Origin of the sequence: Xylanibacter rarus (assembly GCF_001275135.1) — a bacterium.
Classification (GTDB): Bacteria; Bacteroidota; Bacteroidia; order Bacteroidales; family Bacteroidaceae; genus Prevotella; species Prevotella rara.
The window spans coordinates 149,520-174,384 of the sequence record NZ_LFQU01000001.1; the positions used below are offsets into that span (position 1 = coordinate 149,520).

Below are 24,865 nucleotides of genomic sequence, written 5' to 3' on the forward strand. Positions count from 1 at the left end.
AATATGATTAAAAGAACAATCGCGGCAGCCATTGTAGTATTGGCTGCAGGTTCAGCCTTTGCCCAGGCTGAACAAAAGACCAGTTCCACAGAATATGTGGAATACAGCTCAAGTAAATATAAAGTGGAGACAAACGGCTTCTGGAGCAACTGGTTTGTCAGTGTTGGCGCTGGTGGTCAGGTCTACTTTGGCGACCATGACCGTCAGGCTTCGTTTGGCGACAGAATTTCGCCGGCTCTCGATGTAGCTGTTGGCAAGTGGTTCTCGCCGAGCATAGGCGTAAGGCTTATGTATAGCGGCCTTTCGGTTAAGGGTGCCACACAGAAGGGATCTTTGGCTCACAGCACCGGTGAGGATGTGCCCGGAAAGGGAGGCAACGGCTATTGGCTGGAGAAGCAGAAGTTTAATTACTTCAACTTCCATGCTGATGTGCTGTTCAATCTCTCTAACATGATATGTGGCTACAATGAGAAGCGCCTGTATAACCTCAGCGCTTACGGAGGTCTCGGTGTGATGCACGTGTCAGAAGAGCCGTCAGCCACAGACATATCAGCACACTTCGGTCTTCTTAACACCTTCCGTCTGTGTTCTGCTCTGGACCTCAACCTTGACCTGCGCGGAACGCTGGTTAACGATGAGTTCGACGGCGAGGGCGGAGGCCGCGGCGGAGAAGGTATGTTCACTGTTGCAGTTGGTCTTACCTATAAGTTTAAGCCGCGCGGCTGGGAGCGCAGCAAGGTCGTTACACGCACTGTGTATAACAACGACGAAATCAACGCCATGCGTGAGCAGCTCAACCGCATGAGTGAGGAGAACGCACGCTTGCAGGAAGCTCTCAACCAGAATGACAAGGAGAAGGCTGAGACCATAGTTAAGCAGATAACATCTGCCAACCTCATCGTGTTCCCGATAGGCAAGAGCACCTTGTCTAATCAGGCTCGCGTAAACCTCGGCATGCTTGCAGAGGTAATCAAGCAGGGCGATCCTTCAACGGTTTACACCATCACCGGATATGCTGATGCCGGAACCGGAACCAAGGCCGGCAACGAGCGTCTGAGCAAGAAGCGTGCTGAGGCTGTATATAACTGCCTGGTAAAAGAGTTTGGTGTTAACAAGTCACAGCTCCAGATTGACTATAAGGGCGGTGTGGACAATATGTTCTATGACGACCCGCGCATGAGCCGTGCCGTAATCACCAAGACAAAGTAAATATATCTGTCTGACTTGTTGCGATGCGTACCTGCGTCAGCAACGCAGTGGCGCGAGGGTGTGGCAAGGAGTCAGGGCTGGTTAGCTCATTTTATTGCAGTCGGATTTGCTCTGCTGCCTGAATGTGTTTTCGGGCATACAGTGTCAAGTCTGGTATGAGTTTGTCTGTTTCTATAGCCCCTCTTCGTACACATCCTCGTTTTCTAATTGAAAGTTTTGTGTTCAATCCCATTTGCTGTCTTTTTGGCAGTGAATGGGATTTTTTGTTTTCGGGAGTTTCATCTGTCCGCCATGATTCTGATGGGGCATGCCGAGAACATGATCAAACGGCAATGGAAACAAAACGGCTGGCTGAAAGCATGGACGCCCAAAACAGATAACGCTATCTGCGGGCTGATGGCAGATTCGCGTTTAAGGGCCTGCATAAGGCTTATGTGACTGATATGCCGTTGCCTGACGGAAAAGCCGTCAGAAGGCGCAGAAATGCTCCGTGCGGGCATGCTGCATAGGGGAGTCTGTGCCGGCCATGCGTGCTGAGGTTATGTCATTGTGCATATCCATGCCGCATCAGAGTTGCTCATGCCGATAAAGTTGCCGGTTGAACTGCATTATGCTTAATGATTTTTTTGAGACGTGCCTTGAAGGTATACCGGCGCGCTGTGTGAAAAAGTCAGTTGCTTTTCTGTTGTTTTGGCTTAGCTGCATCGTAGGTTTTTCTGCACGATTAGACGATGGAGTATATGCAATAAAAAGGAGTACCGTTTGGTACTCCTCTGTGATCCGTTTGGGGCTCGAACCCAAGACCCCAACATTAAAAGTGTTGTGCTCTACCAGCTGAGCTAACGGATCATCTTATCCATTCGTTTTGTAAAGCGAGTGCAAAAGTACGGCTTTTTTCTTAAACTACCAAATTATTTTTCAATTTTTTTAGTTTTTCTTCGTTTTGCACCTTTTCATGACCTTCTTTGGTGATGTATCGCTGATAATAGGCTATGAGGATGGTGGTGAGGGGCAGGGCGATGATGAGGCCGATGAAGCCCAGCAGGGTGCCCCATACGGAGAGCGACAGCAGCAGTATGGCAGGGTTGAGGCCCATGGCCTTGCCCATGATTTTTGGCGTTACCACCATGTCGCTTATTATCTGCACTATGCAGAACACGGCCACGGCTCCTGCCAGTATTATCCAGAAGTTCTGTCCTGTGTCGGCAGCCTTGAGCAGGGCAAGGAACACCGTAGGGATGAGCGCGAAGGTGTGCAGATAGGGCACAAGGTTCATTATGCCTATCATTATGCCGAGGCCTATGGCCATGGGAAAGTCTATTATGGTGAAGCCTATGCAGAACATGATGCCCATGCAGAGTGACACGAGCGACTGGCCGCGTATGTAGTTGTTGAGCTCGCGCTCCACGTCGCCCATCAGCTCCTGCCAGAACGGGCGCACCTTCTGCGGGAATATCTTTATCCATTTGGTGGTGAGCGCCTCATAGTCGAGCAGGATGAAGAACATGTACATGAGCGTTATGAGCGATGCCACCACGCTTATGATGATGTTGGCCGTCTGTCCGAGCACGCTGAATAGCTTTGGCATGGCACTCCTGATGGCCTCTGTTACGTCTTTCTGCTTGAAGAACTGGTGTATCTCGTGGCGGTTGTCCTCAATCCATTGCCTTATGGTGCTGGGAAAGTTGTTTATGTGCGTCGTCTTGTGCAGATAGCGCGAGAGCACCTCGCCCAGCTTGTCGAACTGTTCTATCATCGGCGGAACTATGAGATAGAATATCCCCCCGATGACGGCAATGACGAAAATCAGCGCGACGATGATGGACAGCGCCCTTGTGGGCACGTGCATCTTGTACTGGACAAACTTTACGATGGGGTAGAGCAGATAGGCCAGCAGCCATGCCACGAAGAACGGCAGCAGCACGTTGCTCAGATAGTTGGTTATGAACAGCACGGCGCCGACAAGCAGGGCTATGAGCATCCAGCGTATGAATTTGTCGAAAGTGATTTTCTCTTCAAGCATATTTTATCGTGTCAATGTGTTTTGTCCTTGTTTTTGTCTTCCTCAAGCGCCTTGCGGTAACATTCGCGGCAGAGCGGCTCATATTCGGCCTGCTCGCCGAGCATCACGCGCTTCTCGTTGTTCACGAGACGGTGGCTGACGTAGGCCAGCGCGCCGCATCTTACGCAGATGGCATGCACCTTAGTCACTTCGTCGGCAATGGCGCACAGGGCGGGTATGGGGCCGAAGGGCACGCCCTTGAAGTCCATGTCGAGTCCGGCCACGATGACGCGTATGCCCTTGTTGGCAAGTTCGTTGCATACGGCCACGAGTCCGTCGTCGAAAAACTGCGCCTCGTCGATGCCCACCACGTCGATGTCTGACGACAGCAGCAATATCGACGAAGACGAGTCGACCGGCGTGCTCATTATGGAGTTGCGGTCGTGGCTGACCACCTCAATCTCAGAATATCGCGTGTCGAGGGCGGGCTTGAAAATCTCCACTCTCTGCTTTGCAAACTCGGCGCGTTTAAGCCTTCTTATAAGTTCTTCGGTCTTGCCCGAGAACATCGATCCGCACACAACTTCTATTCTTCCAGGGCGGTGTGCCTCGCCTGCCAGATTGTTGTTCATTATGGCGCAAAATTACAAAGACGTTTTAAAAATTGCAAAGAAATATAGCGTTTTTTTGCACTCATGGATTATTTAACTTATATTTGTGGCGAATTATGGGCTTGTTATATATAGTACCCACACCGGTGGGAAATATGGAAGATATGACGCTCAGGGCCATACGCATCTTGAAGGAGGCCGACCTGGTTTTGGCTGAGGACACCCGCACGTCGGGCGTACTTCTCAAGCATTTTGAGATAAAGAACCAGCTCTATGCCCACCACAAGTTTAATGAGCACGGCACGTCAGCGTCGATAGTGGAGCGGCTTAAGGCCGGAGCCACGGTGGCTCTGATAAGCGATGCCGGCACTCCCGGCATAAGCGATCCGGGATTCTTCCTGGTGAGAGAGGCTGTCAGTGCAGGTGTAACGGTGCAGTGTCTTCCCGGCGCCACGGCTTTTGTGCCGGCTTTGGTGTCATCGGGACTGCCTTGCGACAGATTCTGTTTCGAAGGCTTCCTGCCTCAGAAGAAGGGGCGCGCAACCAGGCTTGACAGTCTGCGCGAAGAGACCCGCACGATGATATTCTATGAGTCGCCCTACAGAGTGCTGAAGACTCTCGAGCAGTTTGCCGAATATTTTGGCGAAGACCGCAGGGCAAGCGCCTGCCGCGAGATATCCAAGATACACGAAGAGAGCGTGCGCGGCACACTGGCGGAGCTTATAGCCCATTTCAAGGAAACCGAGCCGCGCGGCGAGTTTGTCATCGTGGTGGCCGGCAAGAACGTTAAAGAAAGGAAACCTAATAATTAATAGCATTATGAAAAAGGTATTATTTTTCGCGGCATGTTTTATGGCTTTGGTCGCATGTAACAACGAGAAAACAGGTTCTAATCTGCCTCAGGTAAGCCAAACAGACTCTTTACAGAAGATTATAGAGCAGAAGGACAATGAGATAAACGACATGATGGGAATCCTGAATGATATTGATGAGGGCTTCCGTCTGATTAACGAGGCTGAAAACAGGGTGAGCGTGGCCAAGGACGGCGAGGGTGCCGACAAGAAGCAGCGCATACGCGAGAACATCCAGTTCATACAGCAGCGCCTGGCACAGAACCGTGAGCTGATAGAGAAGCTGCGCAAGCAGGTCAGCGAGAGCTCTGTTAAGGGTGAGGAAATGAAGCGCACAATCGAGAATCTGGTTAAGCAGCTTGAGGACAAAGACCACCAGCTGAAAGATCTCCGCGCACAGCTCGAGGCAAAGGACATACATATCGAGGAGCTCGACATGACAATCAACTCGCTCAACAAGGATGTAAGCAACCTGAAGGGTGAGAGCGAGCAGAAGTCGCAGACAATAAGCAATCAGGACAAGCAGCTCAACACGGCATGGTATGTGTTCGGAACAAAGAAGGAGCTGAAGGAACAGCAGATCCTGGTTAACGGCAAGGTGCTGCAGGGCAACTTCAACAAGAGCTACTTCACAAAGATAGACATCAGAAACTTCAAGGAGCTGAAGCTGTATTCTAAATCGGCAAAACTCCTTACGATGCACCCGTCAAGCAGCTACAAGCTTGAGCGCGACTCTAAAGACCAGTATGTGCTGCGCATAACAAATCCGCAGATATTCTGGAGCACAAGCAAGTATCTCGTGGTGCAGGTTAGATAAATATTGGCAGAATAATTCAGAGAACACATTTTTCTGACTTCTGCGTCAGCATTGTTGGCGGGCAGTATCCGGCACGGGTATTGCCCGCCAATTTTTTGTGCCATACGTTTTGGGTAATCCCAAATCGGGTTGTTAGCATTCGGTCTGGATTTTTGCTTTATATTGAGTGGATTTTTGTAAGATTTTTCGCAGGCATAGCGGGCTATGTCAAGAAATATCTTACAAAAAGACGCCAATAGAAACAAGAAGACAGGCTGAAAGCATGATGCACAAATTTGATAAAGTTATGTGCGGTCTAATGGCAGATTTTGGTTGAAGCTATGTGCTGAATTAGCAGCTCCGCATACCAGTTTCATGCCGCTCCGTGCATGGCTTTATTTCGGCACGGTAAGGCATGAAACAGGGCGAACGGCGTTTTAGCTGTTATAAGTCATTCGTTTGCGATAAAAAACTCGGCCACTTTTGCATCAAAAGTGGCCCATTTACGGGTCGTAAACGATAGGTTAATGATTTGAAACATATATGCATCGTTTTGCTTAACATCCGTGTTGAATTAATTGAGAATTATGTTGGACATTAAGTAAAACAGCCCATTTCCCTTTCAGATTTTTGCCCTTTTTAAAGTCAAAGCCGTTTTGACCTCCACGGATTCTGATTTTTATCCCAAATCTAGGTTATAATTCAGCATATATTATTTCTTTATATTTAGTGGATTTTCGTTTGCTTTTTCGTAAGCACAGCAGGCTATGTCAATAAAAGGCAGACGAAAATACTACAATAGGAAACAAGAATACGGTCTGAAAGCATGAATGCACAAAACTAGATAAAATTATATATGGCCTGATGATGACGGACTGACGTTTATCTCTTTCCCTTGAAAAACTCCTGCATGAGGGTTCTGCATTCCTCCTCAAGCACGCCTGCAGTAACTTCGGCTTTAGGGTGAAGAGCCTTTGGAGCGTAGATGTGAAATCCGCGCTTGTCGTCGCTTGCACCGTAAACCACTCGCTTTATCTGTGCCCAGCCGATGGCTCCGGCGCACATGGGGCACGGCTCAACGGTTACGTAAAGCGTGCAGTCGGTGAGATACTTGCCGCCCATGAAGTTCTCGGCAGCCGTTATAGCCTGCATTTCGGCGTGTGCTGTTACGTCGCACAGCGTTTCTGTAAGGTTGTGGGCACGCGAAACTATGCGGTCGTTACACACGATGACGGCTCCTATAGGTATTTCGCCGGCCTCTCCTGCCGCCTCTGCTTCGGCCAGAGCCTTGCGCATAAACTGTTCGTCCTTCTTCTGTTGTGGCTCCTGCTTGTTGTCTTCGTGGTTGTTAAAGCCGTTGTTTGTCATATCTTTGTTTTTGTGCAAAAATACAACATTTCGCAATAACAGCCTTTGATGTATAGCAGAAAAGTTGTATTTTTGCATTACAGCCGCGGCATTGCAGTTGCTGAAGACGTTGCTGCACGGCGGCTCAACATTTCAAAACAACATGAAAAACTCATGGCAGAGCATAACAATATAGGCCGTTGGGGCGAGCAGAAGGCAGCCGAATATCTTGAGCAGCACGGCTTCAGGATAATATGGCGCGACTGGCGCGACGGCCACCGTGACATCGACATTGTGGCAATCGACGCTGACTGTCTGGTGGTTGTTGAGGTGAAGACCAGGCGCAATGCCGACTTTATGGCGCCCGAACAGGCTGTCGACGCCCGAAAGATACGCAACCTAAGTTTGGCTGCGGCAAAGTTTGTCAGGGCCAACAACATAGAGATGCCCGTGCGCTTCGACATCGTGTCGGTTACGGGCGTGCCCGGCGGGCCGTGCGAGATTAACCATATTGAGGATGCTTTCTTACCCCTGTCTTATTGAAAAATGGAAGATATAAAGATAATAAAGGTTGACGAAACCAGCTCGACAAATGTTCTTATGCGCGAATACTCCGGCGAAGAAGGCCGGCTGATGACCGTGGGCGTTGCCGCCTTTCAGTCGGCAGGGCGCGGTCAGGGCGAAAACAAGTGGGAGAGTGAGCGCGGCAAGAACCTTACGTTCAGCATAAAGGTTTATCCCGTGGCGTTGCCGGTTATGCGCCAGTATGTCATGCTCGAGGCCGAGTCGTTGGCCATACGTGACGCTCTTGCCGGATATGTCGACGACATCACGATAAAATGGCCGAACGACATTTACTGGTGCGACAAGAAAATCAGCGGAACGCTCTCTGAATGTACTATCAGCGGAAGCCACGTAGGCAGCTGTATTCTCGGCACGGGGATTAATCTCAATCAGCGTGAGTTTGTGAGCGATGCGCCCAATCCGGTATCGTTGTCTCAGATATTGGGACGCGACATTGACGCCGATGAGGTGCTCGGTGTGCTTCTCCGCCGTTTCGAGGTTTATCTCGGCATGGTCAATGAGGGCCGTTATGACGAGGTGGCGTCGCTTTATTCTGCCGCTCTCTATCGCCGCAGCGGCCGTCATGCCTATAAGGATGCCGGCGGCGACTTCATGGCGGAGCTTGAATGTATCGAGCCTGACGGCCATCTTGTTCTTCGGCGCGATGACGGCAGCCTGAGCAGATATGCGTTTAAGGAGGTGAAGTATGTTTTATAATGAAGTAGTTAAAGTAGTTAGAAGTAGTTAAAGGAGTTAAAGTCATATGCATTGTAGATAAAAACATTACTGGTAAGACAGTAAATATTATTTTTAACGCAGCATCAATTTTTAATTATACAAATATTGCTGACTGCACAGAATAAAGATATTGTCACAAAGCACATACAGCAACAAAGCATATGGCTTTAACTACTTTAACTACTTCTAACTCCTTTAACTCCTAAACGATAAATAATTATGGCAAAGTACAAAAGAATTTTATTGAAACTTAGTGGCGAAAGCCTGATGGGAAAACAGAACTTCGGCATCGACCCGGAGCGTCTCGGCGACTATGCGCGCCAGATAAAGGAAGTGCACGAGATGGGTGTGCAGATTGGTATCGTTATCGGAGGCGGCAACATCTTCCGCGGACTCAGCGGTGCCGGCAAGGGCTTCGACCGCGTTAAGGGCGACCAGATGGGTATGTGCGCAACGGTTATCAACTCGCTCGCATTAAGCTCAGCTCTCGGTGCTGTAGGCGTTAAGACAAAGGTGATGACGGCTATACGCATGGAGCCGATAGGTGAGTTCTACAGCAAGTGGAAGGCCATCGAGGCTATGGAGGCCGGCTATGTGTGCATATTCTCTGCGGGAACAGGCTCTCCTTACTTTACAACAGACACAGGCTCGTCGCTCCGCGGTATTGAGATTGAGGCCGACGTTATGCTCAAGGGTACACGCGTTGACGGCATCTACACTGCTGACCCGGAGAAGGATCCTACTGCAGTGAAGTTTAAGGACATCACTTACGATGAGATTTATACACGCGGACTGAAGGTGATGGACCTTACTGCCACAACAATGTGCAAGGAGAACAACCTGCCTATCTATGTGTTCAACATGGACGTTGTGGGCAACCTGAAGAAGGTTATGGACGGCGAGGAGATAGGTACGCTGGTTCACAACTGATAGCATTATAAATGCACAAGCCGCTTACGCTGCTGTCTTATTTGCATCTTTTTTATGCTTGAACGGCAGGCTGCACGATACGTAGGCAGGCACATCCGTTGAAATTGAGGATGTATCTTCATTAATATAAAAAAGAAGCCGTTGCCTCTTTGCGCATAAATGTCTGTGCTTGAGGCAACGGCTTCTTCTTTTTTTATGTCTTAAAGGGCTTACATGTCGAGAGTAATGCCCTTGTTGTCAATCTTCTTATATTCTTTTCCGTTCACTGTTACGTTTGCTGAGTTACGTGCGCTGAAGGTCTTTCCCTTCGACTTGACGTTGATGTCCTGCAGCTTAACGCCGTCAGTGTTGTTGATTACGATGCCCTCTTTGGCGTTGTTTACCTCGAGGTCGGTTATCGTTATGTTCTTCACCGGCATCTCGGGCAGTCCGTTGAAGTAGGCTGCACGGCGCGCAGTGCGGCATATTACATGGTTGATGTTGATGTCGCGGAAGCAAGGTGTTGTCTCGTCCACCTTTATCTTCTTCACGTTCTGCTGCTTTGCCTCGTCGCCGTCAGCAAGAGCCTCTACAGCCGACTTGCCTCCGTAGTAGAGGTCGAAGGTTATTGCGTCGGTCTGAATGTCGAACATTGAGATGTTGTTGATGTAGATGTTCTCAACCACGCCGCCGCGTCCGCGTGTGCTCTTGAAGCGCAGGCCCACGTCAGTGCCGAGGAACTGGCAATCGGAAACATAAATGTTCTTCACGCCGCCGCTCATCTCGCTGCCAACAACAAAGCCGCCATGGCCCTTGAATACGGTACAACCGTTAATCAGTACGTTCTCGCAGGGTATTCCGCGCTTGCGTCCGTCGGCGTCCTTACCGCTCTTGATGCAGATGCCGTCGTCGCCAACGTCGAATGTAGAGTTCACAACCAGCGCATTCTTGCATGACTCAAGGTCGAGTCCGTCGCCGTTCTGTGCAAATGCCGGGTTTCTTACCTGCACATCCTCTATCAGCACATTCTCGCACATCAGCGGATGAATGTTCCATGAAGGAGAGTTCTGGAAGATTACGCCGTTGAGCCATACGTTCTTGCAACTTACGAGGTTTACCATTACGGGACGCAGGAAGTGCCTGATGCTATGCCATTCGGCGTCGCTCAGATTACCCTTGGGCACGTTCATGTTGCTCATTGAGTCGCCTTTAAGCGCACCTTCAGAAGGGAACCAGAACTTAGGGTTCTTGAATGCTCCGCCACGTGAAGTAAACTCTTTCCATTGCTTGTCGGTAACCTTCTCGCGTTTCACCGGGCGCCAGTATTCGCCGTTGCCGTCTATCACTCCGGCTCCGGTTATCGCCACGTTTACAAGGTTGTGCCCCGATATGGGCGACTGGCAGCGGCGTGTGTTCAGTCCTTCGAACGACGCATCTATAAGCGGATAGAGGTCGATGTCGGGCGAGAACAATATCACTGCACCCTTGTTGAGGTGAAGGTTGATGTTGCTCTTGAGAGTTATAGGACCGGTGAACCACACACCCTGCGGCACAACGAGCTTGCCGCCGCCCTTTTTCTCAAGTGCCTCAATGGCCTTGGCAAAAGCATCGGTACAGAGCGAAGATCCGTCGCCTTTAGCTCCGAAGTCTTTCAGGTTAACCTCGTTGTCGGGAAACACGGGGGCTGTAACCTGTTCCATCTTGAAGGGCAGATTCTCATACAGACAGCTGTATTTGTCTGTGCCGGTGGCGCTTGCACCAAGTGTAAGCAGGCATGCGCACACCAAAAAGAAGATTTTTCTCATTTATTTTTATTGGTTTAAGTTAGTAGATTCATGTAGTTTTATTATTGCCGGGAGGGCCACAGGAGCTATTTCTCCTCTTCATAGTCGACATATTCTCCTTCGTTTTTCGAGAATATCTTGCGGTTCATCTCGTCGGGCGTGCGCCGGTCGATAATTATTTCGTCGTCGCCTGATGTCTGTCGGTACTGCTGCCGGCCCTGTCCGTTGCCGTTGTCCTGGCCCCTGAAGCCCTTAAACTGTTTCTTCACACTGTGGAAAGTGCGGTATATCTTGTAGGCAACCACGCCTACGACGATGAATATTCCGAGCAGTATTATGAATAAGAAGTTTAATAAAGCAGCAATCATTATTTGTTCTTTGAATTAAGATAAACCGATAATATTACATACCATGCGATTATTATGGCGAAGGCCGAGATGCCGAAGATGATGAGCAGCGGCACACAGGTTATAAGGAAAATGTATTTAACCTCGTTGCCTTTCCATCCCCATTGCTTAAACTTAAGGGCAAACATCGGTATCTCGCTCACCAGCACATAGCTGCAAAGGAAAATAAGCAATATTACGGCCGGCACCATCCACGGCGACGACTCGAGCACGTCGGCAGCTCCCACGATGAGCGAGCCCCAGAACAGAGCGTTGGCCGGCGTGGGCATGCCTATGAACGATGTGGTCTGACGCTCGTCAAGATTAAACTTGGCAAGGCGCAGCGCCGAGAACGCAGCCATGACGAAAGCCACGAAGGGCAGCACCGGACGCAGCGGCTCGAGAAACGACGGATAGTCCATCACGCCGAGCTGATAGAACACCATCGTGGCCGGCGCCATGCCGAACGTGATGTCGTCGGCAAGCGAGTCGAGCTCCTTTCCGATTGGCGACGACACCTTTAGCAGGCGTGCGCTCATGCCGTCGAAGAAGTCGAACACGGCACCCAGGATGATGAACGTCAGCGCCATCTTGGGCTGTCCGCCGAAGGCGTAAGCCGTGGCTATGCAGCCCGAGATAAGGTTGCAGCACGTGATAGTGTTCGGAATATTTCTTACTATGATGTTTGCCATAACGTAGCGTAGTTATCGGCCGTGTACTTTCATTCGCAGAAAGGGCGGCTGTTATGTTTATTTAAGCCGTGCAATAATCGTGCGGTTGCCTGTTGTAGCCTGTCCCATCTTCACGCAAACCTCAGTTCCGAGTGGCAGATACACGTCAACGCGCGAACCGAACTTGATAAATCCGAGATGCTCGTCGATGTAGCAGTCTTCTTCAGGCTTGGCGTAGGTTACGATGCGTCGTGCCACCGCACCTGCTATCTGGCGGCACAGCACTTCGGTGCCTTCGGGAGTCTCGAGCATCACGTCGGCGTGCTCGTTCTCCTCGCTGGCCTTTGGCAGCCATGCCTTGTGGTAGTTGCCGTTCTGATGATGAACGAATTTCACTTTGCCGTCAACCGGGAACCAGTTGGCGTGAACGTTGAACAAGCTCATAAAGATGCTTATCATGAGACGTTTGTCGTGAAAGTACTCATCTTCAAAAACCTCCTCGATAACCACCACTTTTCCGTCTGCCGGAGCCACTACCACCTTCTCGGTCTCGCCGTCGAAGTAGCGCTTGGGGCATCTGAAGAAGTTTACCACTATGGAATAGATTACGCCGAAGACGACGACAAAGCTCCAGAACGGAATTTTGTTGTCGACATAGAACCACAGAATCAAGGCTATGGCCACAAACGTAGTCAGTCCGTAGACCAGCGTGTCAGTGCCCTCTCGATGAAGTCTTACATTCTTAAGTTTCTTTATTCTTTTTCCCATAGTAAAGTTTGAAGTGGAAAATTATTTGCAAAGGTACGCCTTTTTTGTGTAATTGGCAAATTTTTTGCATTATTCTTTAATAAATACACATTGACCGGCAGCTGCGGCTTAATCGGCTGATAGTCCGATTTTTATTGTTTGCTCCGCTGTCCTGTTGCGGTTTTCGTTCTCGTTTGCTCCTTCTGCGGGTGTCCGGCTGAAGCGGCCGGGGCATGTCCTTGTTTCAGCTTTCGTGTGTCATGCCTTTTATGCTTGATGTCAGGCGTTGACGGTGTGTAATGTGATGCTGTGCGGATTCACATTGTCGCGATATTCGCCATGTCACCTTACATTCTGATTTTGCCTGACGCTCTCATTCTGAAGTATTTGAAAATAAAAATAATTCGGACGGAAATACGGGCTGAAATCGTGTGCAAACATAAATGTGTCGATATCAGAGTGTTGCATGGCTATGGCGGTTTGTGTGCATAAAATTTAGCCTAAAAACGGCTGAAATACCATGAAATTCGGGTTAAAACGGCTGCAAACCATAATGCCGGACGAGGCTTTTCAGCTTATAAAAGGTGCCCTTTCGCTGTGTAAGAGCATGCCTTTCGGTGAATTGTCTGCCGCTTTACGGTCTTTCAGGCATGTTTTTACGCTTAGGCGTTTCTATTTCGTCTGAAAATCAAGACATAATCATGATGACACAATGCAATTATAATGGCCGGTTTGCCTGTCAAAGTAACATCTCCGTCAACGCTCATGGCTGCTGCCGTGCGTGTGTCCGTGCGGTTGTCAGGGCGTGTGCGTGCATGTCGTATAAACATAAAAAACAATATGCATAAGATAATTTTCACATTATTATTTTGGCTGTTTCAGTTTTTCAGAATAACTTTGACGCTCTAAAAGCGCAAATGTAGTTTATGCAAGATTTCGTCCATTTACACGTACATACTTATTACTCCATTCTTGACGGACAGTCGAGCGTGCAGAAACTTGTAGACAAGGCTGTGGCCGACGGCATGAAGGGCATGGCCATAACCGACCACGGCAACATGTTCGGCATAAAGGAGTTTTACAACTACTGCAAGAAAGTCAACGGCAAGCTGAAGGCCGAGGGCAAGGAGCCTTTCAAGCCCATCTTCGGCTGCGAGATGTATGTGGCACGCCGTACAAAGGACGACAAGGAGAAAGAGAAGGGCGACATGGGAGGATACCACCTCATTGTGCTTGCAAAAAACTACAACGGATACAAGAACCTTATTAAGTTGGTTTCGCGCGCGTGGGTAGACGGCTATTACATGCGTCCGCGTACCGACCGCGCCGATCTTGAGAAGTATCACGAAGACCTCATCGTCTGTTCGGCATGTATAGCCGGCGAGGTGCCCGCAAAGATTCTCAAGGGCGACATGGAGGGGGCACGCGAGGCTATAGAGTGGTATCACCGCGTGTTCGGCGACGACTATTATCTCGAGCTTCAGCGCCACAGAGTCACCAATCCGCATCAGCGCGCCAACCGCGAGACTTATCCGTTGCAGGTGCGTGCCAACAAGGCTCTGATGGAGCTGGCGGAGGAGTATGGCATAAAGACCGTATGCACAAACGACGCCCACTTCGTTGACGAGGAGAACGCCGAGGCTCACGACCATTTGCTCTGTCTGTCTACGGGCAAGGACCTCGACGACCCTAACCGTATGCTCTATTCAAAGCAGGAGTGGTTTAAGACGCGCGAGGAGATGAACGCCGTGTTCAGCGATGTGCCCGAGGCACTTAGCAACACGCTCGAGATACTCGACAAGGTTGAGACCTACAGCATAGACCATGCACCTATCATGCCGTTCTTCCCCATACCCGAAGAGTTTGGTACGGAGGAGGACGTGCGCCGAAAATATTCAGAGAAACAGCTCTACGATGAGTTCACTACCGACGAGAACGGTGAAAATCCGCTGCCGCCCGAAGAAGGCGAACAGAAGATAAAGCGCCTCGGCGGCTACGAAAAGCTGTACCGCATAAAGTTTGAGGCCGACTATCTGGCCAAGCTTGCCTACGACGGAGCAAAGCGCCTGTATGGCGACCCGCTGCCCGAGGAGGTGGCAGAGCGAGTGAAGTTTGAGCTGCACATCATGAAGACGATGGGTTTCCCCGGCTACTTCCTTATCGTGCAGGACTTCATCAACTCGGCGCGCGACGAGCTCGGAGTGATGGTTGGCCCGGGACGTGGCTCGGCCGCCGGTTCGGTTGTTGCCTACTGTCTTGGTATTACGAAGATAGACCCTATTAAATACGACCTTCTGTTTGAGCGTTTCCTCAACCCCGACCGTATATCGTTGCCCGATATCGATACCGACTTCGATGATGACGGACGCGGAAAGGTGCTCGAATGGGTGGAAGACAAATACGGACACGACAAGGTGGCGCACATCATCACCTACGGCACCATGGCCACAAAGAACTCCATTAAGGACGTGGCGCGCGTGGAGAAGCTGCCGCTCGACGTGTCTAACCATCTGTGCAAGGCCATCCCCGACCGTCTGCCCGACGGCCTGAAGATGAACCTGCCCAACGCCATTAAGTGCGTGCCCGAGCTGCGCGAGGCTGAGGCAAGTCCCGACCCGCAGCTCAGCAATACGATAAAATATGCAAAGATGCTTGAGGGCACCGTGCGCGGAACGGGTATACACGCCTGCGGAACCATCATCTGCCGCGACGCAATCAGCGACTGGGTGCCCGTCAGCACGGCCGAAGACAAGTCGGACCCGGGCCACAAGCTCCTTGCCACACAATACGACGGACACGTCATCGAGGAGACCGGACTGATAAAGATGGACTTCCTCGGACTCAGCACATTGTCCATATTAAAGGAGGCTGTAGAGAACATACGCTTCACGCAAGGCATAGAGGTAGACCTCGACAACATACCTATCGACGACGAGCTTACCTATAAGCTCTATCAGGAAGGCCGCACCGTGGGCACATTCCAGTTTGAGTCGGCCGGCATGCAGAAGTATCTGCGCGAGCTTAAGCCTACCGTATTTGAGGACCTCATAGCCATGAACGCCCTCTATCGCCCCGGACCTATGGACTACATCCCCTCGTTCATTGCCCGAAAGAACGGCAAGGAGGAGATAAAGTATGATATTCCCTGCATGGAGAAATATCTGAAGGACACTTACGGCATCACGGTGTATCAGGAGCAGGTCATGCTTCTGTCGCGTCAGCTTGCCAACTTCACCCGAGGCGAGAGCGACGCCCTGCGTAAGGCCATGGGTAAGAAGAAGAAGGACATCGTAGACGCCATGAAGCCTAAGTTTATCGAGGGCGGAAAGAAAAACGGACACGACCCGAAGGTGCTCGAGAAGATATGGGCCGACTGGGAGAAGTTTGCTTCTTACGCCTTCAACAAGAGTCACGCCACGTGCTATTCGTGGGTGGCCTATCAGACGGCCTATCTCAAGGCCCACTATCCGGCAGAATTCATGGCAGGCAACATGAGCCGATGCCTTAACGACATAACGAAGATAACCAAGCTGATGAACGAATGTCAGGCCATGGGCATAGCCTGCATGGGCCCTGACGTTAACGAGAGTCGCCAGAAGTTCAGTGCCAACAAGAAAGGCGAGGTGCGCTTTGGCCTCGGAGCCATCAAGGGCATGGGCGACGCCGCTGCTCAGGCCATCATCGACGAGCGCGAGAAGAACGGACAGTATAAAGACATATTCGACTTTGTGCAGCGCGTCAATCTCTCGGCCGTTAACAGTAAGGCGCTCGAGAGCCTTGTGCTCAGCGGAGCGTTCGACGGCTTCAAGATCAAGCGCGAGAGCTTCTTTGCGCGCAATCCTGACGGCCGCACGTTCCTCGAAACCCTTATGCGCTACGGACAGGTGTATCAGCAGGAGAAAAACGAGTCGCGTCAGTCTCTGTTCGGAGCGATGGAAGAAGTGGAGATAGCCACGCCCGCCATACCTCAGGCTGAGTCGTGGAGCGCCATAGAGAAGCTTAACCGCGAGCGCGACCTCGTGGGCATATACCTCTCGGCACATCCGCTCGACGAGTTTGAGTTTATCCTCAAGAACCTTTGCAACACCCAGTGTCAGGAGCTCAACGACCGCATCGAGCTGTCAAAGAAGCAGGAGGTGGTGCTGGGAGGCATCGTCACGGCCGTTAGAAGCAAATACACCAAGACCGGCAAGCCCTGCGGCTTTGTCACCATTGAAGACTTCGACGGCTCGGGCGAGCTGGCCCTGTTCGGCGAGGAGTGGGGCAAGTGGCGCGGAATGCTTATCGAAGGCTGCACGGTCATGGTCAAGGCACAGTTTGTGCAGCGCTTCCGCAACAGCGACATGATGGAGATGCGAATAACCGACATACAGTATCTGCAGACCGTAAAGGACACACAGATAGAGAAGATAACCATATCGCTCGAGGCTGACAAGCTGGACGACACCACCGTGTCCGACCTTGTTACGATAATAAAAGACGCGCCGGGCACCACGCAGTTGTTCTTCCAGGTGCGCGAGACGAGCAACAGCAAGCCCTTTGTGCTGCGCAGCCGCAAGGAGAAGATAGACATCAGCAAGGAACTGATATCCTTTATTAAAGGATGCGAGGCGCTCGACTATAAAATAAACTGACAAATATAATTGCCCGCCACGATGTGTGACAATTGGCCGCAAAGGCTCTGTCAGAGAAAATATGGCATAATGTTTGTTGGCAAAACAGTAGAAGACAAAACCTAATTATTAACATAATAAATTACAAAAGAAAGATGGAAAAAATTACAACAGAGAACTTTGAGAGTCTGAAGAATGGCGCACTGCCTTTAGTAGTTGATTTCTGGGCTACATGGTGTGGTCCTTGCCGTGCCATCGCACCTATCGTTGAGGAGCTGGCTAACGAGTACGAAGGCAAGATCGTTGTTGGTAAATGCGACGTAGAGGAGAACGACGACATCGCCATGGAGTTTGGCATCCGCAACATTCCTACAATACTGTTCATCAAGAACGGTGAGGTTGTAGACAAGTTTGTAGGTGCAACAACAAAGGCAAAATTGCAGGAGAAGTTTGAGTCTCTGCTGTAATAACACGCCTGAAGATATTTTTTAGTGCGGAGCGGCTTTAATGTTATTAATGCCGCTCCGCATTTTTTGTATGTCATAGCATGGCTGCGTGCATGGCACGGGCTGGGTGCGGCGCTTTGTGATTTTGTGTTTTTCTGAAAAAAAAGCAACTGCGGCATGCAGTATTTTCGTCCTTTTTATATCATATATAAAGGGCACCTGCGGCGCCCGGCACGTAGATATGGAAACAGAAGAACTTGTCAGAAGATGTAAGGATGGTGACAGAGGTGCCTTGGCGCTTCTGTATCAGACCTATTCCGGCAGGTTGTTCAGGCTTTGCGCAGATATCGTTAAAGACAAAGACGCAGCCCGGGACCTGCTCCACGACGGCTTCATCATAATATTCTCGTCGATAGGCTCGCTGCGCAGTCCTGCCCGCCTTGAGGCATGGATGAGCAGGGTGATGGCCAATCTTGCCGTGAAATATCTCAACGACAGAAAGAACCGGCCTGTGGCCGGAGCTGTGGCAGACGTGCCTGTTGAGGCTGAAGAAGGGCAAGGCGGGTGCGACATTCCGTTTGATGAGCTTATGCGCATGATCGACATGCTGCCCGAAGGCTACCGCAACGTGTTCCGCCTGTCGGTGCTCGAAGGCCTGTCGCACGACGAGATAGCCCGTATGCTAGGCATCAGGCCTCGCACGTCGTCTTCGCAGCTGCTCAGGGCACGTGTCAGTTTGCAGAAGATGATAACAGCCTACAGAGCCCGCCTCGTTCTGCTTTTGGCTGCAGTGGCCGTTTCAGTAGTGACGTTATTGCTCCGGCAGCCGTTCAGACGGACGACCGGAGTTGACGTGGCGTCTGTCGGCACAGCCCGTCACGCAGCCGGTGGCAGCTGTGCAGGCCCCGTGGCAGATATGCATGCCGCACCGTCGGCAGACGGAAATGTCGCGCAGAGTCTCCATGCTGAAGACTCTCTTGGCGCAGGGCTTTGTCTGGCTTGTACTGCCGACACCTTGCGTGCTGATGCCCTTGCCGAAAGTGTTGACGCCCTGTGCCGCATTGCCGGCAGCGGATCGGCCGTAGCTGTTGAGCCGTCGCCCGTCATGGCAGATGTGGCTCCTGTCGACACTTCATGTGTTAATGTCACAACAAAGAGCCATGACGGCTGGCTGCTCGGATTCAGTTCGATGATGGAAAGGGCGTCGGACGTGATAATGCCGCGTATAATCGAGGTTATAGAACATGCTGTAGGCTCGGGCACGAGGGTGGAGATTGAAACCTGGGAGCAGCTCGTACATTATCTCACTTATGATGTCGGCGAGAGTCTTGACCCGATAGAGCGCGACGTTCTTCTGCGCATAGCGCTTATGAACAGCGGCAAGATTGTTACGCACAAGAACTATGAAAAGCCGCTGCAGCTGGGGCTCAACTTCAACCGGCGTCTGTCTGACAGATGGAGCCTTGACATGGGACTGCGCGTTACACGGCACACCACCAACATGCTTACAGGCAGTTCTGACACGACAAACATCAGCGAGCGTCAGCGCATATTTTATGTCGGCATGCCCGTAAATGCCACTTACACGTTTATGAGGCGCGGCCGTATGTCTGCCTATCTGACTGCCGGCATGGCTATAGACGTTCCGTTCAGCGCAAAGTCAGACAAGCTTTACAACATCGACGGCAAGACAGAGTTCAGCAGGTCTGTTAGCCTTGGCTTCACCGGACTACAGTGGTCTGTGGGTGCTGGCGTCGGCATGGCTTATGAGATTGCGCCGCATCTCGAACTGTTCTTCAGTCCGCGTATAACGTGGTATATCCCTAACGGCAGCAAGGCCGAAACCCAGTGGACCGGCAAGCCCCTGCAGCTATCCCTGCCTTTCGGTATCCGCATCAGTTACTAAGCGCTGTCGGCTTTGAATAAAAGTTTTAAAAAAAACTCGTCACTCATCACATTCCGGTATAACACGCTGACAAACAATGCTTTATGGTGTGACGAGTTGAATTTTCAACTCGTCACATCCGTCACATATGGCCATATGAATATGTCGTTGTCCTTATTCCGGTTGACTTCAGACAGGCAATTTCCTGATTAAAGTTGACTCTGATAAGACTTATTACTGCCATCGGTTAACTTAAATACCCAAGTTTTCATCATATACAGCCCTGTAGGGACACACGCCAGGTGTGTCCAACTCACGCATTATCGAAAAAAAACTCCGCAATATATAATCAGGCATAAATATCTGTTATATTGTCAGTTACATTATAACGTCGACAAATCCTTGGGACAGCAATAAATCCGCATTATTCATCAAAATGATGTTACAGACTATAAAGTTTACACGTAATCGGGCTGTGGACGCACCTGGGGTACGCCCCTACGTTTACTATCAACAAGACTAATGACTTTAACTCCTGGCTCACCCTAGTGAGCGATAACTCCTTTAACTACTATAACTCCTAAAAAGAATCTACTTTAATTCCTAAAAAATCCCCCAAAAAATCCCCATGTGACGAGTTGAAATCTCAACTCGTCACACCATAAAGCCTTGATATTCATGAGATTAAGCGGCATTGTGACGAGTGATGAGTTTTTATTAAAAACTTTTTCCGTTATGCGGTGGGCGATGTAGAATGGTACATTCAGGTGTGCTCTTTTAATGTAAAAGCATACCTTTCGCATTGTCGTTTGCCGCATATTGGAGCCTGAAAGGTGCCCTTTGGCATTGCGAAAGGCCGTCTTTTGCAGTGCTTTTAAATCCAAACTTGTTATTATGATTCGGCCGGATAGCCGTTTGTCTTTATAAAATCGGGAAATGCGTGCAGTATTTTCTGCCGGCAGCACTCATTATGATTAGAACAAAAAGACAGAAAATATGCAGGCAAGACATTTGGACAGGCGCCGCTACTTCATGGAAGAGGCGGCAACGACAGAAAAATATTTTATACCATATCTCAGCCGTTTTATAGCTACGAGTGGGGTTAGAGTGCTTGAGGTGGGATGCGGCGAGGGAGGCAATCTGTTGCCGTTTGCGCGCAGGGCGTGCCGTGTTACGGGTGTGGATATGTCGGAACTGAGAATCAGACAGGCGCAGACTTACTTCAGGGAAGAAGGGGCCGCGGCTGAGCTGGTGTGCTGCGATATACTTGACTACGACTGCCGTGGCCGCAGCTTCGACCTTATCATAATGCACGACGTGGTGGAGCATGTGCCCGACAAGGCCGCACTGCTGTCAAAGCTCAGCTGCATGCTGGCTCCGCATGGTGCGGTGTTCGTAGCCTTTCCGCCGTGGCAGATGCCTTTTGGCGGCCATCAGCAGATAGCCCGCAGCCGGTTGTTGTCGCGCATGCCGTTTGTCCATCTCCTGCCTCGTGCCGTTTATGGACACGTGCTCAGGCTCTTTGGCGAAGACGACTTCACCGTAGGCGAGCTGATGTCAATAAGGCAGACGCGCTGCACGGTAGAGGCTTTCGGCCGTATTGCGGTGCGGGCGGGGTATGTCGTGGCCGACATGCGGCTGTGGATGATAAATCCTCATTATGAAACCAAGTTTGGCCTCAGGCCGCTGGTGCTGCCCTCGCCGCTGCGCATGCTGCCGTATGTCAGAAACTTTCTTTCCTCGTCGTGCTTCTATGTGCTGCGCCGCAGCTGACACCGCTGCCTGCGTTAGGGGCTGGTTCAGAACGTGGTGCCCTTAAAGATATTGCTCCGCTCAGGCTTCCACAACATTCCGCTCAGCGTCAGCTTGTTAGAGTTGAAGTTGGGCTGTATGCTGACGGTAGCCTTGTTGGCATCCTTCCATAGCGAAATGAACAGCTGCGCCGATATGCCTTTGCCCGATACATTCAGCCTTACGTAGGTGTTGCCCTTCTTGTCGGAGCTTATCTTATAGCCCGTAACGATGCCCTCGAGCGTTATTCCGCCAAGGCCGTTGAAGCCCGACACCGGCACGTTGAACGCCACCTGCACGATGGCATTGCTGCCACTGACTGCCACAAAGTTGGTGCTTGCGGTTACGTGTGCCGTATATCCGCGCTTAAACTCCACCTTGTCGGCCTCTATCGTAAACGCTGTGTCGTTTATAGCCTGCACGGCTTCGGCGTTCAGGGCACTGTCTATGCGTGCCTCCATCAGTTTTCTCTCCTTCTTGCTGAGCTTCCTGTCCTGTGTCCCGTTTTGTGCCATGGCTGCATACGCTGCTGCCACGAACATTATGAATGTTATTATTGTTCTCATGACGTATAAGTTTTTTTAGTTTGTCTTTTATTATAATAACCCGTAAAACCACGAAAACGTGCATTGCGGCAGGTGAAAAATAACTAATAATGACGATAATTTATTTTAAAATCAGATGTCGCAGATGGCTTCCTGTTCTTGTAAACTCATGTAAAGAGTAATCTGTCATTGATACGTCGTTTGAACTTATTCAGTAAGTCGTATTCATGTTCTAAGTCGTCCATTTGCATTTTATTGGTGTTTTCCGGTATCTTTTTCATTAAAATGGCAGAATAGCGACGGTTTGGACAAAACTATGATTACTGCCAATGGGAAAAGCACGTGTAAATTACTCATGATAAAAAGAGGCTGCTCCTTTGAATGTATAGGTGCAGCCTCTGATTCTTACGCTAACTAAAATTTATTAATTTTTTCTTCCAATAAGGGCAGCGTTTTTATGTGTTGTCCGTTACTCATGGTTATTTTATGATGATTTTGCTTGTGGATGTAGTTCCGTCATCATAAGTATTCTTTATAATGTTGATGCCTTTTACTGGTGCAGACAGCTTTTCGCCTGTGACAGAATAATACTCTCTGTTTGTTATCATCTTGGTGCCTGTCATGGTGCTTATGTCTGAAGCATCGCTGAGGTCGAGTGCCAGGTTGTAAAGTACGTAGCGATCTTCACCTTCAGGCTCGCGTGACGATTTGGTGTAAAGGAAGCATACTCTGTGTAATCCGGCAGAGAATGTCATAGGAGCTTCGAGCTCATCAGAACCAGCAGATGATGTGCCGGCAAATTTGGTTATCTCAGTTCCGTCTGAATATATCACTGTTCCGTCTGAGAACAGAATTTCGTCAAGGAATGCTCCAAAAGGTGTAGAGCTGTTGCGTCCGCTCCATGTCAGTGTGCCGGTTTTGCCTTCAGGTACGATGAAGCTTACTTCGAGCCATGAGTCGATAGTGCTGTCGCTTGTTAGTCCTGATGTAGAACTGCATGCTTTGCTGCCGTCGAGGGTCCAAGGATGCTCAATGCTGGTATCAAACGAGAAATCGCCTTTTTCAACTATCGGTGAATAGTCGTAAATTATCTTTTCTGTAGTGGCATTGCAGTGGATTGTTACATCGCCGGCGCTTGTGTGAAGCACAACGTCACCGCTGTGTTCGCCTATGTCTTTACGTGTAAAGGTCAGTTTTACAATTCCGTATTGATATGGCTCTATTGTCTTGACGTCGCCTACATAAGAGAAGCATCCGTCGCCTGTAACTGAATTTATTTCCAGATTCTTGCTGCCGAGGTTGTATAGTTTAATCTCAGCTGTGTCTGTTTTTTCAATGTTGTCAAAATAAGATTTGGCAAAATTTACTTCATGCGTTGAAACATCAGTTCCGTTTTCCTGTACAGGATAGAGTGTAAGGTCGAAGTCGTAGAAATAAGCCTGGAGCTTTGTTTCGGCAACCCCCATTGTATACCAGTCTAGTATGATGCTGTATATGAATGTCATGTCATATGTGCCGCTTTTCAGGATAATCTTGTCAGAGAGATCGTGTTCGTTGGATTTCTCAGAGCCGTCCAATGATTTGTTCACAGGATCGCCGTTGAGATATATCATTGCCTGGTTAGGATACAGGCCAGTGGCCATACCTTTCCAAGAGAATGTGGCAACATTGCCTTCTGGTACAGTGATGCTGATATTTACGCCACTCTGGCTATCATCGCCGACATTGGTAGAGGCTAGTACGGGGAAACCGGTTATGTCGCTTGTGACAATCATCGATGATGTTGACTCTTCGTAGGGATATATCTTGATGTCACCATTCTTTATGACGCTTGAGTAGTCGCAAACTTCGTTGATATTAGCCTTTACGGTTAAAGTTGTAGATTTTCCGTTTTCGTCAGTGAATGTGACAGTTCCGCTGAATGGGCCGCTGTTCTTAGCTGTAAGAGTTATTGGAAGCAGTGAGATGTTGCCTCCGGGCACTTCTTCTCTTCCCTCAACTGAAAGTTCGTCGGTGCTTGTGGATATTGTGTATTTTGTGTTGGATAGACCTTTATTTTTCAGTTTGATTTCCTGTGTATAAGGTATGCCTGTAAACAGATTCTTTTCAGACAGGTCTAATGTCTCTGGGCTTACTTCGAGTTGGGGCTCGTTGGTCATCTTTGTTATTATGGCAGATTTATAGAAGTTGAGAAAACCGGCGTGAGAGTTGTCTTCTGCAAACAGTGCATAAGATCCGAAACCAGTTCTTGGTATTAGTTCTGTTCCGTCTTCAGATACGTCGAAGACGAGTTTCTTTTCCTGGTACAGCTGATAATCGCCTTTGTCATCTGGCACAGTAGAGAAATCGCCGGCAACAAGAACGGCGTATACGGCTTCGCTTCCGCTGTACAGGTCACCGAGTACGGTGTAGTCTTCACGTGTGTTTTGTTCGTTTATAGGTGGAGTTTCAATGGTTATGGTACGTTTTTCTGCATCATATGTTCCTGTTACAGGGTTGCATCCTTGCCATCCGGAACTTGCGTAATTGCTGTTGTCAACAATATTATAGAATGTAACTTTGTCTCCGTCAATAGTCACTTCAATACTATAGTCGGTTTCTGACAGGTCTGTATATGAGAAATATCCATATTTGGGATTATAAAAAGACATGGCTGTGGCCCAATATGGATCGGTTAATCCGACAGTGTTGGCCTTTAGCAGGTTTCTTGTTGCTGACTTGGCCATGCTGGTGTTTTGTCTTACTTTCATTGTCTGTCTTGAAGATAGTGTCTTTGTTGCCATATTAGACTCTTGTGCCATGGCTTTTGTCATGCCGCAGAAAATCAATGTGGCTATGACTGCAAAGATGGAAAGTTTTTTCATGTGTTTATTGCTTTGATGTTAGACATAGTTTAAATTTGTACTCACGTGTGTACTCGAACTGCTGCAAATATATGTGATAACGGTCAAAAGCAAAAAAAATCAGGAC

At 49.6% G+C, this 24,865-nt stretch carries 20 protein-coding genes and 1 tRNA gene; 10 read left to right on the plus strand and 11 right to left on the minus strand.

Annotation, left to right across the window (positions count from 1 at the left end):
* Nucleotides 1-3 precede the first annotated feature (3 nt).
* Nucleotides 4-1,209, plus strand: coding sequence for an OmpA family protein (locus tag ACU52_RS00680; RefSeq protein WP_053397369.1), 1,206 nt, complete (start codon nucleotides 4-6; stop codon nucleotides 1,207-1,209).
* A 776-nt stretch (nucleotides 1,210-1,985) separates the two neighbouring features.
* On the opposite strand, the gene ACU52_RS00690 is transcribed toward ACU52_RS00680, so the two are convergent.
* The 3 genes from ACU52_RS00690 to ACU52_RS00700 all read right to left on the minus strand — a co-directional run bounded on the left by ACU52_RS00690 (nucleotide 1,986) and on the right by ACU52_RS00700 (nucleotide 3,843).
* Nucleotides 1,986-2,058: transfer RNA gene (locus ACU52_RS00690), tRNA-Lys, on the minus strand.
* A 49-nt stretch (nucleotides 2,059-2,107) separates the two neighbouring features.
* Nucleotides 2,108-3,232, minus strand: coding sequence for an AI-2E family transporter (locus ACU52_RS00695; protein WP_053397371.1), 1,125 nt, complete (start codon nucleotides 3,230-3,232; stop codon nucleotides 2,108-2,110).
* Nucleotides 3,233-3,243: 11 nt separating this feature from the next.
* Nucleotides 3,244-3,843 carry a thymidine kinase gene (locus ACU52_RS00700; protein WP_021855145.1) on the minus strand — a complete coding sequence of 200 codons (600 nt, stop codon included), beginning with the start codon at nucleotides 3,841-3,843 and terminating at the stop codon, nucleotides 3,244-3,246.
* A gap of 95 nt (nucleotides 3,844-3,938) precedes the next feature.
* On the opposite strand from ACU52_RS00700, the gene rsmI reads away from it, so the two are divergent.
* Together rsmI and ACU52_RS00710 are read left to right on the plus strand one after the other, a co-directional pair.
* Entirely contained in the window at nucleotides 3,939-4,634 is a 696-nt protein-coding gene (gene rsmI / locus ACU52_RS00705) for a 16S rRNA (cytidine(1402)-2'-O)-methyltransferase (RefSeq protein ID WP_053397372.1), read from the plus strand.
* A gap of 7 nt (nucleotides 4,635-4,641) precedes the next feature.
* A complete protein-coding gene (locus ACU52_RS00710) occupies nucleotides 4,642-5,490 on the plus strand; it encodes a Cbp1 family collagen-binding glycoprotein adhesin (protein WP_021855143.1) in 849 nt (282 codons plus the stop codon).
* An 861-nt stretch (nucleotides 5,491-6,351) separates the two neighbouring features.
* Here the strand turns inward: ACU52_RS00710 and ACU52_RS00715 are convergent.
* Complete coding sequence (locus ACU52_RS00715; RefSeq protein WP_053397373.1) at nucleotides 6,352-6,837, minus strand: nucleoside deaminase; 486 nt, start codon at nucleotides 6,835-6,837, stop codon at nucleotides 6,352-6,354.
* Between the two features lie 153 nt (nucleotides 6,838-6,990).
* Between ACU52_RS00715 and ACU52_RS00720 the strand changes: the two genes are divergently transcribed.
* From ACU52_RS00720 to pyrH, 3 genes are all read left to right on the plus strand, one after another.
* A complete protein-coding gene (locus tag ACU52_RS00720) occupies nucleotides 6,991-7,359 on the plus strand; it encodes a YraN family protein (RefSeq protein WP_053397507.1) in 369 nt (122 codons plus the stop codon).
* Between the two features lie 3 nt (nucleotides 7,360-7,362).
* Nucleotides 7,363-8,097 carry a biotin--[acetyl-CoA-carboxylase] ligase gene (locus ACU52_RS00725; protein ID WP_053397374.1) on the plus strand — a complete coding sequence of 245 codons (735 nt, stop codon included), beginning with the start codon at nucleotides 7,363-7,365 and terminating at the stop codon, nucleotides 8,095-8,097.
* Between the two features lie 240 nt (nucleotides 8,098-8,337).
* Nucleotides 8,338-9,048 carry a UMP kinase gene (gene pyrH / locus ACU52_RS00730; protein WP_021855137.1) on the plus strand — a complete coding sequence of 237 codons (711 nt, stop codon included), beginning with the start codon at nucleotides 8,338-8,340 and terminating at the stop codon, nucleotides 9,046-9,048.
* A gap of 209 nt (nucleotides 9,049-9,257) precedes the next feature.
* On the opposite strand, the gene ACU52_RS00735 is transcribed toward pyrH, so the two are convergent.
* The 5 genes from ACU52_RS00735 to ACU52_RS14920 all read right to left on the minus strand — a co-directional run bounded on the left by ACU52_RS00735 (nucleotide 9,258) and on the right by ACU52_RS14920 (nucleotide 13,445).
* Nucleotides 9,258-10,832, minus strand: a complete 1,575-nt coding sequence (locus ACU52_RS00735) for a glycoside hydrolase family 28 protein (protein WP_053397375.1) — start codon at nucleotides 10,830-10,832, stop codon at nucleotides 9,258-9,260.
* 65 nt (nucleotides 10,833-10,897) lie between these two features.
* Nucleotides 10,898-11,179: a DUF4834 family protein gene (locus ACU52_RS00740; RefSeq protein WP_053397376.1), complete on the minus strand. Its 282-nt coding sequence runs from the start codon at nucleotides 11,177-11,179 to the stop codon at nucleotides 10,898-10,900.
* Entirely contained in the window at nucleotides 11,179-11,889 is a 711-nt protein-coding gene (gene pssA, locus ACU52_RS00745; RefSeq protein WP_021855134.1) for a CDP-diacylglycerol--serine O-phosphatidyltransferase, read from the minus strand. Before pssA ends, ACU52_RS00740 begins: the two co-directional genes overlap by 1 nt.
* 57 nt (nucleotides 11,890-11,946) lie before the next feature.
* Nucleotides 11,947-12,636, minus strand: a complete 690-nt coding sequence (locus ACU52_RS00750; protein WP_053397377.1) for a phosphatidylserine decarboxylase family protein — start codon at nucleotides 12,634-12,636, stop codon at nucleotides 11,947-11,949.
* Nucleotides 12,637-13,277: 641 nt separating this feature from the next.
* The gene (locus tag ACU52_RS14920; RefSeq protein ID WP_156316876.1) at nucleotides 13,278-13,445 is read right to left on the minus strand and encodes a hypothetical protein; all 168 of its coding nucleotides are present in this window, start codon (nucleotides 13,443-13,445) and stop codon (nucleotides 13,278-13,280) included.
* A gap of 96 nt (nucleotides 13,446-13,541) precedes the next feature.
* Between ACU52_RS14920 and dnaE the strand changes: the two genes are divergently transcribed.
* The 4 genes from dnaE (at nucleotide 13,542) to ACU52_RS00775 (ending at nucleotide 21,332) form a co-directional block, all read left to right on the plus strand.
* Nucleotides 13,542-17,249, plus strand: a complete 3,708-nt coding sequence (gene dnaE, locus ACU52_RS00755) for a DNA polymerase III subunit alpha (RefSeq protein ID WP_021855130.1) — start codon at nucleotides 13,542-13,544, stop codon at nucleotides 17,247-17,249.
* Nucleotides 17,250-17,383: 134 nt separating this feature from the next.
* Complete coding sequence (gene trxA, locus ACU52_RS00760) at nucleotides 17,384-17,695, plus strand: thioredoxin (protein ID WP_021855129.1); 312 nt, start codon at nucleotides 17,384-17,386, stop codon at nucleotides 17,693-17,695.
* Nucleotides 17,696-17,915: 220 nt separating this feature from the next.
* The gene (locus tag ACU52_RS00765; RefSeq protein ID WP_053397378.1) at nucleotides 17,916-19,580 is read left to right on the plus strand and encodes a sigma-70 family RNA polymerase sigma factor; all 1,665 of its coding nucleotides are present in this window, start codon (nucleotides 17,916-17,918) and stop codon (nucleotides 19,578-19,580) included.
* A gap of 975 nt (nucleotides 19,581-20,555) precedes the next feature.
* Entirely contained in the window at nucleotides 20,556-21,332 is a 777-nt protein-coding gene (locus tag ACU52_RS00775) for a class I SAM-dependent methyltransferase (RefSeq protein WP_053397380.1), read from the plus strand.
* Between the two features lie 26 nt (nucleotides 21,333-21,358).
* On the opposite strand, the gene ACU52_RS00780 is transcribed toward ACU52_RS00775, so the two are convergent.
* Both ACU52_RS00780 and ACU52_RS00785 read right to left on the minus strand, forming a co-directional pair.
* Nucleotides 21,359-21,916, minus strand: coding sequence for a DUF4251 domain-containing protein (locus tag ACU52_RS00780; protein WP_053397381.1), 558 nt, complete (start codon nucleotides 21,914-21,916; stop codon nucleotides 21,359-21,361).
* A gap of 458 nt (nucleotides 21,917-22,374) precedes the next feature.
* Complete coding sequence (locus tag ACU52_RS00785) at nucleotides 22,375-24,759, minus strand: Ig-like domain-containing protein (RefSeq protein WP_147630723.1); 2,385 nt, start codon at nucleotides 24,757-24,759, stop codon at nucleotides 22,375-22,377.
* Nucleotides 24,760-24,865 lie beyond the last annotated feature (106 nt).